The organism is Mesorhizobium huakuii, assembly GCF_014189455.1.
Taxonomy (GTDB): domain Bacteria; phylum Pseudomonadota; class Alphaproteobacteria; order Rhizobiales; family Rhizobiaceae; genus Mesorhizobium; species Mesorhizobium huakuii_A.
Window position 1 is genome coordinate 3,567,699 of sequence record NZ_CP050296.1, and the last position, 16,823, is coordinate 3,584,521.

A 16,823-nucleotide genomic window follows, 5' to 3' on the forward strand; every position below is an offset into this window, starting at 1 on the left:
TCAGATTGGCGACCGCGCCCAACATCCGGCCTCGGATCTGGTTGAGATGCGTCAATCGCGAGGGGTCTATTTTCACCATGATAGAGAAATCCTATTGTTTAGAGCTCTTTAGGCTGCTGTTTAGTTGTCAAGTTGAGTTGTAAAGGCTTTGAAAAACGCGTCTGACTGGGCAAGGCTCGGGCGCGCCTGTCCCGCATACGTTTTTTGGCGCGGGAGGACCCGCAGGTGCGGCGGGCGCTGTACTTTTTGCGGCGCATCAGCGCTTGACCCCACTTGCAAAGCCGCGCGCCGTCTCGTTCAGCTTGGCCTCGGCATGTGATCGCAGGAACTCTTCATGCGCGGCCTTGACCCGTGCCTTTGACTCCTCGCTTCGTTCGATAGGGAGCGGCGCAAAGGCTGCCGCCTCTTCGGCAATCGCCTTGCGTCGACGTTCGGCCGCGCCGACTTCCAATCGCTCGACCCGCTTGGCATCGCAGTGCATCCGCAGTTCAGCGGGTGAAGGATGATAGCCATGCCCGAGCGCGCCCTGGACGATGGCTCGCACCGCCGCCATGAGGTCGGCGTAAGCAACCACGATTATGCCTAGTTGCTTGCCTTCCAGTCCTGTGCGGAAGGCTGCGAACTCGAGTTCTGGATTGATGCTTGCTCGCCTCGGCAGCGGGTTGAGCGCCGCCAGAGCGACAAGCACGTCGCGCTCGGTAGCGGTGCGCACGACCTCAGTGCTGATGGTCGACGACATTCTCGCCTCCCATGTCTCTCAGACGATCGAGCGACCAGTCACCAAGGGTACGCGGCGCCGTTGCAGCCGGCTGGTCTAGCCACCTCTCCTGGTTCAACCATGTAGTGGGATGGCACCATGCCCGATCTGCAGGCTTGCTGGCTTTGTAGCGCTCAACGCCAGCCACCAGCACATCGAGGCTGGTCTTGCGCTGCGCCTGGTCGAATGCTTTGCGCGCCGCTCCCTTGCCGACTTTCTCAGGATACCGCGACCACCATGCTTCGAAGGCCGCATCCTTGTTCCCGTCTGGAACGAGGTCGAGCGCGCGCGCTTCTCCGTTAGGAGAAAAGGGTCGTTCTATAAAAGGGTCGTTTCCTTGTTGTGACGTAGCTGCGTCACAGGGGGTGTGATCAAGCTGCGTCACAGGGGGTGTGACGGTGGCGTCACATACCCCCTGTGATCGTGGCGTCACATGGGGGGCATCATCGCGAGCCAAATTGACAGGCTCGCGGTCCATCAAAACTTGGTACTGGCTGACCAAGCGCCGGCCATCATCACCGGCTCGCCCGCGCTTGCGCAAATAGCCGAATTCGACCAGATCCCGGAGTATCCGGTTGACCGTTTCGCGCGCGCATCTCACACGCTTTGCGAACGTCGACTGGCTCACGATAAACCATCCGTTGTTGTCCGCGTAGGTGCCGGCCACCGCCAGCACGCGAAGATGCCGGTCGCCGATGCGAGTGTCGTCGAGCGCGTCACTCTGGAAGATGCTGTAGCGCGGACCGGTGGCCATAAGTGTCAGGCCGCGTGCTTTACGGCCGTCGACTGCCTGGCGTGCGCACTTTCCCACGCGACGATCTCGGAGGCTTTCCAGTAGCGCTGATGATTGATGCGCAGCGGCTGCGGAAAGCCGAGGCGTTCGTCCTTGAGCCAGCGATAAAGGGTCATTGGGGTGATCGAGCCGTAGCGAGCGCAGAGCTGCGCGGCGGTCATCATCACTTCGTCTAGAGCGGCGGCATCGGTCATTGCGATCAATCTCCTTCAACGCAAATCAGAAGCGTTGAAACAGATGATGTCCGATCAGGTCCGACGTTTATATTGTGGTGATGAGCCCGACTTTACCTCTAAAGTCGTGGGGCAAAACGGGCGACTTTACCCCTAAAGTCGCGTTGCCAATGAGGTCCTAGGTTGCCTACCCGTCACTGGATCGTCCGCCACCCGCGAGAGTGCCTATAGCCAAATTTCACTTTGTATTCGATGCCAAATTTGCCAAGGCCATGCTGTAAATCTACCAGAAGCATCAAAGCATCATCGGGGAATTGATAGTTATCGTTGTCTTTTTTTGTCCCAACAAGAATGCCAACCTGACTAGGTGGCGCTTCGTCTCATCTTTATTAAATTCCTGAGAGAGTTTTACCAGCGTACCAATCGCAATGCCAGTTTCTTTCTGGACCTTCTCCCTTGCCTTGCCGATGCCGATGCCTTGACCATGCAAGAATTCGACGTGCTGGACAGCCCTTAAGCGCATACGATCCCACGTCCATGCATCGTGTCTGCCGTCGCTTTTCGGCATGACCAATTGGTGCACCTCTCCCTGATCAAGCGCTTCGAGCGAATCGCGCAGCGTGTTCATGAGAGGCACAGGAAGCATCAAAGGAACGGACAATGTTGCCTGATGTTCGATCGGCGAGAATCCTTCGGCCAGCTCTATGAGGCTCAAGAGCAGCGTTCGCGGATGCCCCCAAGCCTCGTTGTCATGCGCAGATGGCAAATAGGGAGCGTCGAGCGACCATCCCAAAATTTCGTCCATCAGAACGCGAGCAACGAACCTCGAATTCGCCAGCGCGACGACTTGCACCTTTCGGTCGTCCTTTTGGACGCCTTCGCGATATATGGCGCTATGGATATCGATCGCCTTGAGAGCCATGCGATGCCTACCCGCCGCCGATTTCGGAAGCGCCAAGCCGGCCCGATCGGCAATCAGTTTCCAGGTCAAATCGCTTAACTTCTTGGCGTCGCCACTCATTGTTTTCGCGACCTCAACGGCACAACATTTGGCTTCGTCGGTTTCATCAGATCGTCGACAAAGTTGCCCCAGGCCGCCATCGCCGCGCGCTTTTCTGCCGAAAACTCATGCCGCTGGTAGACACCGACGATGCCGGAAAATGTACCCGACACATGGTTGAGTAGCTTCTCGATCACCGGCAGGTTGATATTGAGCCTGGCCATGCCGCTGGCGGCCGTCCGGCGCAGGTCGTGGAGCGTCCAGTGCGGAACCGGCTTCACCTTTGCCGGATCGCCGCCGCGATCCTCGGCGTCTTCCCTGGCGATGGCAAGCATTCCAGCGTCCAGCCTGTCCTTTGCGCGGGAGAAGCCCGACACAGGCGTCTCGCCGGTCGTCGTGAACAAGAGCCCCGCCTTGCCGGCCTTACGCCGCACGGTCTTGATTTGGGCGATGGCTTGCTTCGACAAAGGCACCGAGTGAGGATTGCCGTTCTTGGTGCGGGATGCCGGCAGTTGCCAAGTGGGTTCGGCGCCGTCGAGCTGCAGCTCACGCCAAGTCATCGCGCCAACCTCCTCACGACGCTGGCCGGTCAACAACAGCAGTCGAAAGAGGGTGCCGAACGGCTCGCCGAGTTCTGCCGTTGCGCGCCAGAACAGACGCACCTCGCCGTCGTTTAGGATCCTATCGCGCGGGGTCTCGGCCGACGGCGCGTTGACGCCGGCACAGGGTGTTTCCCTAAGCACGTCGCGCTCGATCAGCCAGGAGAAGAATTTGCGAACCGTCGCAAAGACCCTGTTCGCCGTTACCGGGGAGCCTCGATCGACGATGCGGTCGAGAAGGTCGAGGACATCACGGCGCGATATCTCCTGCGCGCGCCTGTCGCCCCAATGCGGATTTATCTCGGCCTTGAACTGGCGCTCGATTTCCTTCCACGACTTGTTGCGCGGCTTGCAATAGCGCTCGACGAACGACTCGCCCAGCTTGCGCACAAGATCGCGTTCAGGGTCGACGGGGGACGGCGGCGCGGCCTTTGCCGCCTTCTTCTCGGCAGATGGGTCTCGCCCTTCGGAAAGCGACTGCATGGCCCCGCGCGCAGCGGTGCGCGCCTCCGGCAACGTCATGGCCTGGCCGATCGTCGGGGGAGTTGGCAGTTCCTCTTCGCGGCGGAGAAGGACAGGCCCGATCGTCAGCTTGCGAGGCGCGCCGGCGAAGCGATACCGCAGCGCCCAGGACTTGGCACCGCTGGTCTGCACGACGAGGTAGAGGCCAGGCAATTGCCCGTCTGGAATTTCGCGCCGGCTTGTGGTGGCCTGCGCGGTCTCGATCGCTTTCGCGGTCAGCACTTTTGCCATGGGAAAAACGCTTTCAGGGGTAACACGGGGTAGCAAAACTGCCGTGTTACGGGGTGTTACCCCATGTTGATAACACCTTATAACAATCTCGCGCAATTGCCCGGAATTCCGGCATCCACAGGCTTTCCGATGTTATGATATGAGCGACCTTGATGGGCTATGACAAATGTATGGCATTCAAGAGGTCGTCGGTTCGATTCCGATTGGCTCCACCAAACAGTCTCTTCGGGTCTGCCAACGACAAGCGTCAGCGGGCCTGCCCTGCGCCAAATCCTCGAAGAAACGCCGCCAGTGACAGCCCAGGCCTCGGCGAGGGGTAACCGCCCTCCTGGACGATCAGGGTGGTGGGTCGCGACAAGATACCCTGTCCCGGACACATGAAGACGCGCATCGCAGTCCTCCGCTCCTGGATCGTCATCGGGCCGCGATCGAACGCAGTGCTGCGGATTTGCCTGGAACAATCGTGATGTCGTCACCCGCGCCACGCCGGCTTCGGCCATGAAAGAAAGCGATCCACGATGCGGCCGGGTCGATCTCTGGTACGTGCCCGCTCGACGACTTCGGCGTGGACGATCAGGCCGCCTGCCTGCGGCTCCTGAGTAGGCCTGAGCGTGATCGGCATGACGCCTTCAAGTCCGAGCCTGCCCGGCTTCAGCATCTCGCGGTTCGCGGCCTGGTCAGGACCACCCTGTCGCGCTACCGCGCTATCGCCCCGGAACACTGGCGCTTTGACGCCAACCGGCACGGCCGCCCCTTCATCGACGATAGGCTGGGCGTCAGTGGCCTCCACTTCAGCCTGTCCCACACGCATGGCCTGGTGGCTTGCGCGATTGCCACTTTCGCGGAGTTCGGCGTCGACGCCGAGCCGCGCGACCGCGATGTCGGTCTCGCCGAACTGGCCCCGGCGGTCCTTTCACCCCGGGAACGCGCGCGCTTCGAGACCATGAGCGGGCAGGCGAGACAGGATTTCTTCTTCACGCTGTGGACGCTCAAGGAAGCCTATGTGAAAGCGCGCGGCATTGGCCTCTCCTTGCCGGTGAAGAAGCTTGAACTGGACCTGGAGGTTTCTCCGCCCATTGCCCATTTCGGCGACGAGATCGATGACGATGCCTCGCGTTGGGCGTTCCGCAGCCTGCGTCTGACGGACCGGCACATTGTCGGCATCGCGGCCGCCGTGCCCGATGGCGAGCTCGAGATCGTGCCGAGGCGGACACGCGCCATCAATCCGCCTTTGCATGTCTGATCGGATCCAGTGCGGCCGGCTTCAGCCGAGCAGCTCGGCGGCGACTTCGAGCGTGTTGCGGAACGACGTTTCGATGTGGTGCTCCATCGCCTGCGCGGCGCCTTCGGCGTCGTGGCGCTTCAGTGCGTCGAGAATGGCGCCGTGCTGTTCGATCGTCTGTTCGCCATAGCCGGGCTTCGGGATGACGAGGTAGCGGCCCCGATCCATCTGCGCCTTGGAGATGTCGACGGCGCGCCAGATTTTCGGCAGGCCGCAGATTTCGGCGATGGTGCGGTGAAAGACGTCGTCGAGCTGGATCGCGGTGGCATATCTGCCGCGCGATATGGCAAGCCGGTGCGCCGCCATATTGTCCTCCAGAAGTTCGCCGGCCGATGGCGTGAATTTGACGGCCGCGCGCCTGGCGCTCTCCATCTCCAGGGCGCGGCGGATGACATAGGCTTCTTCCAGGTCGACGCGGTTGATCGGCGCGACATAGGTACCGGTCTGCGCCAGGATGGTGACGAGACCCTCGTCACTGATGCGCTTGACCGCTTCGCGCACCGGTGTGCGCGAGACGCCAAGGGCTTCAGCGATGGCCACCTCGTTGATGACTTCCCCCGGCTTCATCTGGCCGATGACAATCAGATTGCGGATCTTGTGATAGATCTGATCGCGCAGCGGAAACGCCCGATTGAGCGTCGAAGGATCCAGGTCCATGGCAAATCCACGTCTTCGTTCACCAGAATGATCAGATTATATTGGAATGCCTGATGTTCGATAGACCGGCTCAACGAGGTGGAAGCGCACTTGATCTGGCCGCGTTGCGACCCGGGCCCTCGGAATCTCCCGACGTGACTGTGGGGGACCGCTGCGGCGATCCTGCGGAGAGAATTTCCAATTTCACCGGAGGAATTGGAATAAACTAACTCTACAGAGTTTATAGAATAAGCAAAGTGTGCGAGCGATCTGGTTTTCCCGGACAGGACTCCGCCATGCCCGCCCCTCTGCCCCCGCTTTCAACCCTGTCAGGCCGCCGCCGCTGATTGCGGGAGGCCGGCCGTGACCAAGGACGTTCCCGACCTCATCAAGGTTCTGTGGTTTCTGCCGACGCATGGCGACAGCCGTTATCTCGGCACCGCCGAGGGCGGCAGATCGGTCGATCTGCCCTATCTGACGCAAGTGGCGAAGGCGGCCGACACGCTGGGTTATTATGGCGTGCTGCTGCCGACCGGCCGGTCGTGCGAGGATTCCTGGGTGATTGCCTCGGCGCTGGTGCCGCAGACCGAGCGGCTGCGCTTCCTGGTCGCCGTGCGGCCTGGCCTGCAGTCGCCGACGCTCGCCGCGCGCATGACCGCCACGCTCGACCGCATCTCCAACGGGCGCCTGCTCATTAATGTCGTCACCGGCGGCGATCCGCTGGAGAACAAGGGCGACGGCATTTTCCTCTCGCATGCCGAGCGCTACGAGGTGACGCAGGAATTCCTGCGAATCTACAAGCGCGTGCTGAGCGGCGAGACGGTCGAGCACGAGGGCAAGCATTTCCACATCGAGGACGGCAGGCTGCTGTTCCCGCCGGTGCAGACGCCCTATCCGCCGCTCTATTTCGGCGGCTCGTCCGATGCCGGGTCGACAGTGGCGGCGCAGGAGATCGACAAATATCTGACCTGGGGCGAACCGCCCACCGATGTCGAGCGCAAGCTCGATACCGTGCGCGAACTGGCCGAAAAGGCCGGCCGCAAACTCTCCTTCGGCATTCGCCTGCATGTCATCGCACGGGAAACCACCGAGGAGGCCTGGGCCGCCGCCGACAGGCTGATCAGCCGGCTCGACGACGCGACCATCGCATCGGCCCAGAAAGTCTTTGCCCGCATGGATTCGGTTGGTCAGGCGCGCATGAGCGCGCTGCATGGCGGCGACCGCGCCAAACTCGAGATCGCGCCCAATCTTTGGGCCGGTGTCGGCCTGGTGCGCGGCGGCGCGGGGACGGCCTTGGTTGGCGACCCCGACACCATTGCCGAGCGGATCGACGAATACCGGCGCCTCGGCATCGACACCTTCATCCTGTCCGGCTACCCGCATCTGGAGGAAGCCTATCGTTTCGGCGAACTCGTACTGCCGAAGCTGCCGACAGATCATCCGGTCAAAGCCGCCGGCTCGTCGGTCAACACCGGCCCGTTCGGCGAGACCATCGCCGGCGACCACCGGCCGAAGTCGCTCGCCAGCGCCTCGTGAACGCGCTGCCTCCGGCCCGCCGCTTCCGCGTCGCCATCATCGGCGGCGGCTTTTCCGGCGCGGCTGTGGCCTGGCATCTGGCGCGGGCGCCGGAGCGCTCGTCGATCTCGGTGATCGAGCCACGCCCGGCGCTCGGCGGCGGCCTGGCCTATTCCAGCGAAGAGCCATCGCACCGGGTCAATGTTCCGGCTGTCAGAATGAGCATGGCTCCCGACGACCAGCAGCATTTTGCGCGCTGGTTGGCTAGCAGTGGCGAACTTGAGCACGACGCGGATGCGCTCTGGAAGAGCGGCGACGCCTATCCCCGCCGGCGTGTGTTCGGCCGCTACGTTACCGAGCACCTCGCGCCGTATTTGGCTTCAGGCGCGGTCCGCCACGTCGAAGGTCAGGCCACGCAGGTAATACGCGATGGTGCCGGCTGGACCGTCCAGACCTCCGCCGGACCTGTCGCCGCCGACATCGTCATCCTCGCCGCAACACATCCTGCGCCCGCAATCCCGGCAGCGCTTGCCTCGCTGGCCGAAGCGCCGGGCTTCATCGCCGATCCCTACGCCGCGTCGGCACTTGCCGGGATCGGTCCGGAAGCCTCGGTGCTGATCGTCGGCTCCGGGCTGACTTCGGCCGACATGGTCGCCGAGCTTGATCGCCGTGGCCATCGCGGCCGCATCCTGGCGCTGTCGCGCCGCGGGCTGCGCTCGCGCGGTCATCCCGATGTCCGGGGCGAACCCTTTGGGGACTTCGCATCATCGCCGGCCACATCGGCGCTTGGCTTGCTGAAGAGCATCCGCGCGACGCTGGTGTCGGCGCGCGAGGCCAATGTCAACTGGCAGTCCGTCTTCGACCAGCTGCGCCTGCAGGGGCCGGTGCTGTGGGCCGCCCTTGCTCCGCCGGAACGGGCAAGGCTGGTCGGCCAGTTGCGTGTGTTCTGGGATGTCCATCGCTTCAGGATCGCCCCGCAAATTGCTTCCGTGCTCGACCGCCGCCAGGCCGCCGGCACCTTCGACACCATCGCCGCCAGGCTTGTCGCGTCGAACGATGAGGGCGAGAGCCTCGCGGTCAGCTTTCAGCGGCGCGGCCAGACGCGGATCGAGACGGTGCGCTTCGATGCCGTCATCAACACGACAGGGCCGGCTCATGGTCAGGCGCTACGGCTCAATCCGGCGCTGCGCTCCCTGGCCGAGGCCGGGCTGATCAAGGTTGACGCCTATGGGCTCGGCATCGCGACCACACTTGATAGCCGTGCCATCGGTCGGGACGACAGGTCGGTCGCCGGGCTTTTCGTCGCCGGTCCGCTGGCGCGAGGCACCTTTGGCGAACTCATGGGCCTGCCGGAGGTCGCCCGCCACGCCCAAATGGTCGCGGGAGAGATTGCAAGGCTGGTCGACAGGCTTCCGTCAGTCGAGGCGGTTGGCGCCAATGCCGGGGACGTTGCAGCCGCGCGCTGACAAGCCGAAGCCGGCCTGGCAGGGAAAAATTGGTATTTCCGTCCCAAGCGGGCGCCAAAAACGGAAAATCCTACTTTGTATATATAATCAGTAGACATAATAAATGTTGGCGAAATCCGGCCACGCCGGACCGATCAACGACACGGCCTGAATGGGAGACAGTTCATGACACACGCAGGAACCGACGCGGTCAAGTTCGCCTACTGGGTGCCCAATGTTTCGGGCGGCCTGGTGATTTCCAACATCGAGCAGCGCACCAACCATTCGGCTGAATACAACCGCAAGCTGGCGCAGATCGCCGAGAAAGCCGGCTTCGACTACGCGCTGAGCCAGATCCGTTTCACCGCCGGCTACGGCGCCGACGAACAGCATGAATCGGTGGCCTTCAGCCACGACCTGCTGGCGGCCACCACGACGCTCAAGGTCATCGCGGCGATCCTGCCCGGTCCCTGGAATCCGGCGCTGGCGGCCAAGCAGCTCGCCACCATCAGCTATCTGACCAATGGCCGTGTCGCCATCAACCTCGTCTCCGGCTGGTTCCGCGGTGAGTTCCATGCCATTGGCGAGCATTGGCTCGACCATGACGAGCGCTACCGCCGCTCGGAGGAATTCATCCGTGCGTTGCGTGGAATATGGACGGAAGACAGCTTCACCTTCCGCGGCGATTTCTACCGCTTCAACGAGTACTCTTTGAAGCCGAAACCGCCGCAACTGCCCGAAATCTTCCAGGGCGGTTCCTCGCGCGCCGCACGTGACATGGCATCACGCGTTTCGGACTGGTACTTCACCAACGGCAACACGCCGGCCGAGATCGCCAAGCAGGTCGACGACATCAGGGCCAAGGCGAAGGCCAACAACCATTCCGTCAAGGTCGGCGTCAACGCCTTCGCCATCGTCCGCGAGACCGAGGACGAGGCCAAGGCGGTGCTCGCCGAAATCATCGCCAAGGCCAATCCCGAAGCCGTCAACGCTTTCGGCCACGAGGTCAAGAATGCCGGCAAGGCCTCACCGGAAGGCGAGGGCAATTGGGCGAAATCCTCCTTTGACGATCTGGTTCAGTACAATGACGGCTTCCGCTCGAACCTGATCGGCACGCCACGGCAGGTCGCCGAGCGCATCGTCGATCTCAAGCGCGCCGGCGCCGATCTCATCCTGCTCGGCTTCCTGCACTTCCAGGAAGAGGTCGAATATTTCGGCGAGCACGTCATCCCGCTCGTGCGCGAGCTGGAGGACGCCGAGCAGGCGGCATCACTGGCAGCGGAATAGCCCTTTTTCAAAAGGCAGGCTGGGCAGTCCGGTCTGCACACCAATGAAGGTTCCCAGGCGCGCTCGATCCATCGAGCGTCAACGAGGCTTTGCGCCTGCTGAAGCAATCGAGGACGATTGGAATGCCGTTGGCCAGTTATGCCCTTGGAATGATGGAGGCCTCGGTCTATGCGCCGGAAGTCTTCGCGCGCGGCCTGCCGTCGGCAGTCCGTCCCGCGCGGCCGTCCGAAGGCAGCGCCGAGCCGACGGGGGCTGTCACGGCCGCCGCTGCTCCGCTGCTCTCGCTTCAGGGCATCGGCCTGTCGTTCGGTGGCGTCGTCGCACTGGCCGATATCGACCTGTCGGTTCTATCAGGCGAAATCCGCGCCATCATCGGCCCGAACGGCGCCGGCAAGAGCTCGCTGATCAACGTCATCAGCGGTGTCTACCGGCCGGACCGTGGCCATGTCCTGCTCGACGGCATCAGCTATGCCCAGGTGCCGACGCAACGGCTGGCGCATCTCGGCGTAGCCAGGACCTTTCAGAACCTTGCTCTGTTCAAGGGCCTCAGCGTCCTCGACAATGTCGCGTCCGGCCTCGCCTACAAGGTCCGTTCCAATTTCGCCGGCCAGGTGCTGGGCATCGGCCGCTCGCGTGGCGAGCGGCGCGACTCCTTGAGCCGCGCCAACCAGATCCTCGAATTCCTCGATCTCACGGGGGTTCGCGATCGTCTCGCCGGCACGCTGCCTTACGGGCTGCAGAAGCGCGTCGAACTGGCCCGCGCTTTGGTCGCGCAACCGCGCCTGCTTCTGCTCGACGAACCGATGGCCGGCATGACCGCCAGCGAGAAAAGCGAGATGGCGGGTTTCGTGCGCGCTGCGCGCGACCGCTTCGCCACCACCGTGGTGCTGATCGAGCACGATGTCGGCGTCGTCATGGGCCTCTCCGACCGCATCGCCGTTCTCGACTACGGCCGCAAGATCGCCGACGCCACGCCGGATGAAGTCCGCAACGACCAGCGCGTCATCGATGCCTATCTCGGAGTCGCCTCCGACAATGAGGACGGGGCAGGCATATGATCGCCGATTTCGACTACCAGTTCTTCATCGAGGTGCTCGTCGGCGGCCTGCTCTCCGGCGTCATGTACTCGCTGGTCGCGATCGGCTTCGTGCTGATCTACAAGACATCAGGCGTGCTCAATTTCGCGCAAGGCGCGCTGCTCCTGTTCGCGGCACTCACCTTCGTCAGCCTCGTCGAACGCGGTGTGCCGTTCGCTCTGGCCTTGGTTGCCACCTTCGCCGTCATGGTGGCGATCGGCATCGCCATCGAGCGCACGGTGCTGAGGCCGCTCACCAACAAGCCGCCGATCACGCTGTTCATGGCAACACTCGGCCTCTCCTACATCATCGAGGGCGCCGCCCAGCTGATCTGGGGCACGCAGGTCCATGGCCTCGACCTCGGCATCGAGGACGTGCCGCTCGAAGTCGGCGGCGTGCTGATCAGCCAGTTCGACATTTTCGCGGCGGTGGTCGCCGCCGGCATGGTTCTCTTGCTGTCGCTGTTCTTCCGCTACACCCGCATCGGTCTCTCCTTCCGCGCCGTCGCGGACGACCAGTTCGCCGCCCTTGCGGTTGGCCTGCGGCTGCCGCTGATCTGGGCCACCGTCTGGGCTGCCGCCGGTCTCGTCGCCTTGGTGGCGGGACTGCTCTGGGGCGCCCGCCTCGGCGTACAGTTCTCATTGTCGCTGGTGGTGCTCAAGGCGCTGCCGGTGCTGGTGCTCGGCGGCTTCGATTCCATTCTCGGCGCCATCGTCGGCGGGCTCTTGATCGGCGCCAGCGAGAAGCTCGCCGAGGTCTATATCGGCGACTATTTTGGCGGCGGCATCGAGAGCTGGTTCGCCTATGTCGTAGCGCTCGTCTTCCTCCTGATCCGTCCCTCCGGCCTGTTCGGCCAGAAGCTCGTGGAGAGGGTCTGAGCCATGACCGCGATCACAAGCGATTTCTCCTCCGCGCCCGTCCTGCCGAAATGGATCGTGCCCGTGCTGCTGCTCGCCTTCGCCTATGGCGTCGTGCCGCTGATCGGCTCGAGCTATCTGTTCGAGGCCATCCTGCTGCCGTTCCTGGCGCTCAGCCTTGCCGGGGTGGGTTTGAACATCCTCACTGGCTATGCCGGCCAGGTTTCGCTGGGCAGCGCCGCCTTCATGGCGGCAGGCGCCTTCGCCGCCTATAATTTCAACCTGCGGGTCGAAGGCCTGCCGCTGATCGGCAGCATCTTTCTCGCCGGCATCGTCGCCGCCGCGATCGGCATCGTCTTCGGCCTGCCCAGCCTTCGGCTGAAGGGTTTTTATCTCGCCGTTTCGACGCTTGCCGCGCAGTTCTTCGTGCAATGGGCGCTGACCAAGTTCAGCTGGTTTTCCAACGACTCGGCGTCCGGTGTCATCGACGCGCCGAAGCTGTCGATTTCAGGCTTCGCGTTCGACGGTGCCGTCGGCCGCTATCTCTTTGCGCTGACCATCGTCAGCATCCTCACCTTCCTCGCCTATCGGCTGGTGTCGTCGCAGACCGGGCGCAATTTCATCGCCATTCGCGACAACGAGACCGCCGCCCGCATCATCGGCATACCGGTGCTGAAGACCAAGCTTCTGGCCTTCGCCATCTCGTCCTTCATTATCGGCGTCGCCGGCGTCATCTGGGCCTTCGCTTATCTGCGGACCGTGGAGCCGGCCGGCTTCGATCTCGACCGCTCGTTCCAGATACTGTTCATCATCATCATTGGCGGCCTCGCTTCGATCCGTGGCGCCTTCTTCGGCGCCGCCCTCATCGTCGTCTTTCCGCTTGGCTTGTCCCGTCTCGGCGGCTTCCTGCTCGGCGATGTCTTTGACTCGGGCGTGCTCGACATGAGCCAGCGGATCGTGCTTGGCGCCCTCATCATCCTGTTTCTGATCCTTGAACCGGACGGGCTGGCGGCCCTGTGGGACAGGGTCCGAAGACGGCTCCTGTTCGCCTGGCAATCGACCTGAGCCCCGCATTCGCATCTGAAAATGAACCAGAGGCCGAACCAAGACGGCCCATACCGGGAGTATCCTGACAATGACCTTCCTCAGCACAATCAAGGCGGCGGCGCTGTCCGCGGCGATGATCGTGTCGGTGGCCTTGCCCGCCGCCCACGCCGACGAACAATATTTCCCGCTGCAGAGCTATCGCGTCGGACCCTATGCGGCCGGCGGCACCGGCTTCTTCGGCGGCTTCATCGACTATCTCAACCTCATCAACATCCGCGACGGCGGCGTCAATGGCGTCAAGCTGACCTGGGACGAATGCGAGACCCAGTATGAGGTCGAGCGCGGCGTCGAATGCTACGAGCGGCAGAAGAGCCATGCCGGCGCTGCCGCCTGGAACCCGCTCTCGGTCGGCATCGCCTATGCCATGATCGACCGCATCACCGCCGACAAGGTGCCGCTGATCACGGTCAATCACGGCCGCACCGACTCCACCGACGGACGTGTTTTCCCTTACGTCTTCCCGCTGCTGCTCAATCCCTACAGCGAGACATCAGGCATCGTGAACTACATCGCCTCCAAGGAAGGCGGCATCGACAAGCTCAAGGGCAAGAAGATCGTCGTGCTCTATCACGGCTCGCCCTACGGCAAGGAGACCATTCCGATCTATGAATTGCTGGCGCAGAAATACGGCTTCACGGTGCAGCAGATCGAAGTGCCGCATCCCGGCAACGAGCAGCAGTCGCAATGGCTGACCATCCGCCGCGCCAAGCCGGACTTCGTCGTCCTGCGCGGCTGGGGCGTGATGAATCCGGTGGCGCTGAAGACGGCGGTCAAGGTCGGCTATCCAGTCGACCATATCGTCGGCAATGTCTGGTCGAATTCCGAAGAGGACGTCATCCCGGCCGGTGACGCCGCCAAGGGCTACACCGCCATCACCACCCAGGCCTCCGGCAATTCCTATCCGGTGGTGCAGGAGATCGTGAAGACGGTCTACGGCGCCGGTAAGGGCAACCTCGAAGACAAGTCGCGCATCGGCTCGGTCTACCACAATCTCGGCATCGTCAACGGCATCCTCAATGTCGAGGCGATCCGCGTCGCGCAGGAGAAGTTTGGCCACCGCACACTGACCGGCGACGAAGTCCGCTGGGGCTTCGAACACCTCAAGCTCGATCCGGCCAAGGTCGAAGCGCTCGGCGCCAAGGACCTGTTCCACTCGATCAATGTCAGCTGGGACAATCACGAGGGCGAAGGCTACGTGACCTTCCAGCAGTGGGACGGCAAGAAGTGGAATGTCGTCTCTGACTGGATCGCACCGGACTGGGCGCTGCTGCGGCCGATCATCGAGAAGTCCGCCGAGGCCTATGCCGCCGAGAAGGGCATCAAGCTGCGCACCGCCGATGATGCCAACGCCGTGACCACCAACTGATCAGCCAATGCCGGGCGCCACGGAGAACTTTCCGCGGCGCCCGGCCCTTTACGGTTCCTCGAACCGCGGAAGAAGAGCCCATGCCGGACAATGACGTCATCCTTGCGGTGGATACGGTCCATGCCACATATAACCACGCCATCACGGCGCTGCATGGTGTCTCCTTCGAGATCCGGCGCGGCGAGATCCTGGCGCTGCTCGGCGCCAATGGCGCCGGCAAGACCACCACGCTGAAGGCCGTCTCCAACCTGCTGCCGGCCGAGCGCGGCCAGGTCAACGCCGGTACCATCCGCTATGAAGGCGCCGATGTCTCGCGCCGCAAGCCCGGCGATCTCGTGCGCGCCGGCCTGGTTCCGGTGCTCGAGGGCCGTCACTGCTTCAAGAGCCTCACCGTCGAGGAAAACCTGGTCGCCGGTGGCATCGGCCGCAGCGGCCGCCGTACCGAGATCAATCAGGATCTTGAGCGGATCTACGGTTATTTCCCCCGGCTGAAGGAGAAGCGCCGGACATTGTCCGGCCTGACCTCTGGCGGCGAGCAGCAGATGACGGCGATCGGCCGGGCGCTGATGTCGCGGCCGCGCCTGCTGGTTCTCGACGAACCGTCAATGGGGCTCGCCCCGCTCATCGTCCAGGACATCTTTCAGACGCTGAGGAAACTGAACCGCGAGACCGGCCTGTCGATCCTCGTCGCTGAGCAGAACTCCGCTGTCGCGCTGCGATATGCCGACCATGCCACGGTGCTCGAAAACGGCGTCTCCGTTCTCTCCGGCGCGGCCGCCGATCTTCGCCAGCGCGAGGACGTGCGCGCCTTCTATCTCGGTCAATCGACCACCGGCCAACAGCCATCGCCGGCTGCCAAACCAGCCCATCTCCATGCCGTTGCCTGAAATCAGATATCAAGGAGCAATGAAATGACCGTCTCGACCGTCAAGACAGACCACGCCTCCGCCGCCGTGCCGCCGGTCGCAAGGCCGTCGGCGCCGGCCCACATCATCAAGGACGATGCCGAGGCGATCGCGGTCGCCCATGCGCTCGCCGCCGAATTCGTCAAGGATTCGTCCAGGCGTGATCGCGAGCGCATCTGGCCGGTCGCCGAACTCGACGCCTTCTCGCAAAGCGGCCTGTGGTCGATCAATGTGCCCAAGGCCTTCGGCGGGCCGGAAGTCTCCTACGTGACGCTGGCCAAGGTGATCGAGATCATTTCGGCGGCGGATTCCTCCATCGGCCAGATCGCCCAGAACCATCTCGGCGTCATCGCTGCCATCCGCACCGTCTCCGACGCGGAACAGCAGAAACTGCTGTTTGCCGAAGCGCTGAAGGGCACGCGGTTCGGCAATGCCTTTTCCGAGTTCGGCTCCAAGCGCGCCGCCGATTTCGAGACCCGTTTCACCGATGCCGGCGACCATGTCGTCGTCAACGGCCGCAAATTCTATTCGTCCGGCGCTTTGCTCGCCCATCTGGTGCCGATCGTGGCGCTCGATGACGAGGGCCGCGCCTGGTATGCGATCGCCGACCGTGGCGCGCCGGGCCTGACCGTCATCGACGACTGGTCGAGCTTCGGCCAGCGCACGACACTGTCCGGCACCGTCATCATCGACAACGTCAAGGTGCCGAAGACGCATCTGGTGCCCGGCTACAAGGGCTATGACAAACCGACCGCTGATGGTGCCATCTTCCAGATTATCCAGGTGGCGGTGGACACCGGCATCGCCCAGGCGGCCATCGACGAAACGGTTCACTTCGTCAGGACCAGAAGCCGCGCCTGGATCGACAGCGGCGTCGACAATGCCTGGGACGATCCCTACACCATCCAGGCGGTCGGCGACCTGACGCTGCGCCTGCACGCCGCGCAGGCGCTGCTGGAGAAGGCCGGCCTGGCGATCGACAAGGCGGTGGCCCAGCCGACCGCCGAGACGGTGGCGCATGCGCAGATCGTCACCGCGGAAGCAAAAATCCTGTCGACCGAGATAGCCATTGCCGCGACCAACAAGCTGTTCGAATTGGCCGGCACGCGCTCGACGCTGGCCGAGCACAATCTCGACAGGCATTGGCGCAATGCCCGCACCCACACGCTGCACGATCCGGTACGCTGGAAGTACTCGATCCTCGGCAAATATTTCCTAAACGGCGAAAATCCGCCGCTGCACGCCTGGAGCTGATTTCCCCGTCGGCGGGCC

The 16,823-nt window shown here is 63.1% G+C and carries 16 protein-coding genes; 10 read left to right on the plus strand and 6 right to left on the minus strand.

The genetic code is table 11. The annotated features are described in order from the left end of the window. Nucleotides 1-256: 256 nt before the first annotated feature. The 5 genes from HB778_RS17690 to HB778_RS17710 all read right to left on the minus strand — a co-directional run bounded on the left by HB778_RS17690 (nucleotide 257) and on the right by HB778_RS17710 (nucleotide 4,075). Nucleotides 257-739, minus strand: coding sequence for a hypothetical protein (locus HB778_RS17690; protein ID WP_183455601.1), 483 nt, complete (start codon nucleotides 737-739; stop codon nucleotides 257-259). Further along, on the minus strand, nucleotides 717-1,511 hold the full coding sequence (locus HB778_RS17695; RefSeq protein ID WP_183455603.1) for a helix-turn-helix domain-containing protein: 795 nt from the start codon (nucleotides 1,509-1,511) through the stop codon (nucleotides 717-719). Before HB778_RS17695 ends, HB778_RS17690 begins: the two co-directional genes overlap by 23 nt. Before the next feature lie 5 nt (nucleotides 1,512-1,516). Then, a complete protein-coding gene (locus tag HB778_RS17700; RefSeq protein ID WP_244661503.1) occupies nucleotides 1,517-1,744 on the minus strand; it encodes a helix-turn-helix transcriptional regulator in 228 nt (75 codons plus the stop codon). A gap of 274 nt (nucleotides 1,745-2,018) precedes the next feature. Then, the gene (locus HB778_RS17705; protein ID WP_183455605.1) at nucleotides 2,019-2,744 is read right to left on the minus strand and encodes a hypothetical protein; all 726 of its coding nucleotides are present in this window, start codon (nucleotides 2,742-2,744) and stop codon (nucleotides 2,019-2,021) included. Beyond that, nucleotides 2,741-4,075, minus strand: coding sequence for a tyrosine-type recombinase/integrase (locus HB778_RS17710; protein WP_183455607.1), 1,335 nt, complete (start codon nucleotides 4,073-4,075; stop codon nucleotides 2,741-2,743). Before HB778_RS17710 ends, HB778_RS17705 begins: the two co-directional genes overlap by 4 nt. 565 nt (nucleotides 4,076-4,640) lie before the next feature. Between HB778_RS17710 and HB778_RS17715 the strand changes: the two genes are divergently transcribed. Further along, a complete protein-coding gene (locus tag HB778_RS17715; protein WP_183455609.1) occupies nucleotides 4,641-5,318 on the plus strand; it encodes a 4'-phosphopantetheinyl transferase superfamily protein in 678 nt (225 codons plus the stop codon). A gap of 21 nt (nucleotides 5,319-5,339) precedes the next feature. Here HB778_RS17715 and HB778_RS17720 read toward each other — a convergent pair whose 3' ends face one another. Next, the gene (locus HB778_RS17720) at nucleotides 5,340-6,014 is read right to left on the minus strand and encodes a GntR family transcriptional regulator (RefSeq protein ID WP_183455611.1); all 675 of its coding nucleotides are present in this window, start codon (nucleotides 6,012-6,014) and stop codon (nucleotides 5,340-5,342) included. A 342-nt stretch (nucleotides 6,015-6,356) separates the two neighbouring features. Between HB778_RS17720 and ssuD the strand changes: the two genes are divergently transcribed. The 9 genes from ssuD (at nucleotide 6,357) to HB778_RS17765 (ending at nucleotide 16,805) form a co-directional block, all read left to right on the plus strand. Then, the gene (gene ssuD, locus HB778_RS17725; RefSeq protein WP_183455613.1) at nucleotides 6,357-7,529 is read left to right on the plus strand and encodes an FMNH2-dependent alkanesulfonate monooxygenase; all 1,173 of its coding nucleotides are present in this window, start codon (nucleotides 6,357-6,359) and stop codon (nucleotides 7,527-7,529) included. Next, entirely contained in the window at nucleotides 7,526-8,974 is a 1,449-nt protein-coding gene (locus tag HB778_RS17730) for an FAD/NAD(P)-binding protein (protein WP_183455616.1), read from the plus strand. The genes ssuD and HB778_RS17730 overlap by 4 nt, the downstream gene beginning before the upstream one ends. A gap of 165 nt (nucleotides 8,975-9,139) precedes the next feature. Next, the gene (sfnG, locus tag HB778_RS17735) at nucleotides 9,140-10,240 is read left to right on the plus strand and encodes a dimethylsulfone monooxygenase SfnG (protein ID WP_183455618.1); all 1,101 of its coding nucleotides are present in this window, start codon (nucleotides 9,140-9,142) and stop codon (nucleotides 10,238-10,240) included. 122 nt (nucleotides 10,241-10,362) lie between these two features. Continuing rightward, nucleotides 10,363-11,298, plus strand: a complete 936-nt coding sequence (locus HB778_RS17740; RefSeq protein WP_183455620.1) for an ABC transporter ATP-binding protein — start codon at nucleotides 10,363-10,365, stop codon at nucleotides 11,296-11,298. Further along, complete coding sequence (locus HB778_RS17745) at nucleotides 11,295-12,194, plus strand: branched-chain amino acid ABC transporter permease (RefSeq protein WP_183455622.1); 900 nt, start codon at nucleotides 11,295-11,297, stop codon at nucleotides 12,192-12,194. The genes HB778_RS17740 and HB778_RS17745 overlap by 4 nt, the downstream gene beginning before the upstream one ends. Before the next feature lie 3 nt (nucleotides 12,195-12,197). Further along, nucleotides 12,198-13,238 carry a branched-chain amino acid ABC transporter permease gene (locus HB778_RS17750; RefSeq protein ID WP_183455624.1) on the plus strand — a complete coding sequence of 347 codons (1,041 nt, stop codon included), beginning with the start codon at nucleotides 12,198-12,200 and terminating at the stop codon, nucleotides 13,236-13,238. A 70-nt stretch (nucleotides 13,239-13,308) separates the two neighbouring features. Then, a complete protein-coding gene (locus HB778_RS17755) occupies nucleotides 13,309-14,646 on the plus strand; it encodes an ABC transporter substrate-binding protein (RefSeq protein ID WP_183455626.1) in 1,338 nt (445 codons plus the stop codon). An 80-nt stretch (nucleotides 14,647-14,726) separates the two neighbouring features. Continuing rightward, nucleotides 14,727-15,533, plus strand: a complete 807-nt coding sequence (locus HB778_RS17760; protein ID WP_183455628.1) for an ABC transporter ATP-binding protein — start codon at nucleotides 14,727-14,729, stop codon at nucleotides 15,531-15,533. Nucleotides 15,534-15,557: 24 nt separating this feature from the next. Continuing rightward, on the plus strand, nucleotides 15,558-16,805 hold the full coding sequence (locus HB778_RS17765; protein WP_183455630.1) for an SfnB family sulfur acquisition oxidoreductase: 1,248 nt from the start codon (nucleotides 15,558-15,560) through the stop codon (nucleotides 16,803-16,805). Nucleotides 16,806-16,823: the final 18 nt, after the last annotated feature.

Coding starts and splice junctions, on each gene's coding strand:
- HB778_RS17690 (WP_183455601.1), bottom strand. CDS start 739: ATGTCGTCGACCATCAGCACTGAGGTCGTGCGCACCGCTACCGAGCGC.
- HB778_RS17695 (WP_183455603.1), bottom strand. CDS start 1,511: ATGGCCACCGGTCCGCGCTACAGCATCTTCCAGAGTGACGCGCTCGAC.
- HB778_RS17700 (WP_244661503.1), bottom strand. CDS start 1,744: ATGACCGATGCCGCCGCTCTAGACGAAGTGATGATGACCGCCGCGCAG.
- HB778_RS17705 (WP_183455605.1), bottom strand. CDS start 2,744: ATGAGTGGCGACGCCAAGAAGTTAAGCGATTTGACCTGGAAACTGATT.
- HB778_RS17710 (WP_183455607.1), bottom strand. CDS start 4,075: ATGGCAAAAGTGCTGACCGCGAAAGCGATCGAGACCGCGCAGGCCACC.
- HB778_RS17720 (WP_183455611.1), bottom strand. CDS start 6,014: ATGGACCTGGATCCTTCGACGCTCAATCGGGCGTTTCCGCTGCGCGAT.
- sfnG (WP_183455618.1), top strand. CDS start 9,140: ATGACACACGCAGGAACCGACGCGGTCAAGTTCGCCTACTGGGTGCCC.
- HB778_RS17740 (WP_183455620.1), top strand. CDS start 10,363: ATGCCGTTGGCCAGTTATGCCCTTGGAATGATGGAGGCCTCGGTCTAT.
- HB778_RS17745 (WP_183455622.1), top strand. CDS start 11,295: ATGATCGCCGATTTCGACTACCAGTTCTTCATCGAGGTGCTCGTCGGC.
- HB778_RS17750 (WP_183455624.1), top strand. CDS start 12,198: ATGACCGCGATCACAAGCGATTTCTCCTCCGCGCCCGTCCTGCCGAAA.
- HB778_RS17755 (WP_183455626.1), top strand. CDS start 13,309: ATGACCTTCCTCAGCACAATCAAGGCGGCGGCGCTGTCCGCGGCGATG.
- HB778_RS17760 (WP_183455628.1), top strand. CDS start 14,727: ATGCCGGACAATGACGTCATCCTTGCGGTGGATACGGTCCATGCCACA.
- HB778_RS17765 (WP_183455630.1), top strand. CDS start 15,558: ATGACCGTCTCGACCGTCAAGACAGACCACGCCTCCGCCGCCGTGCCG.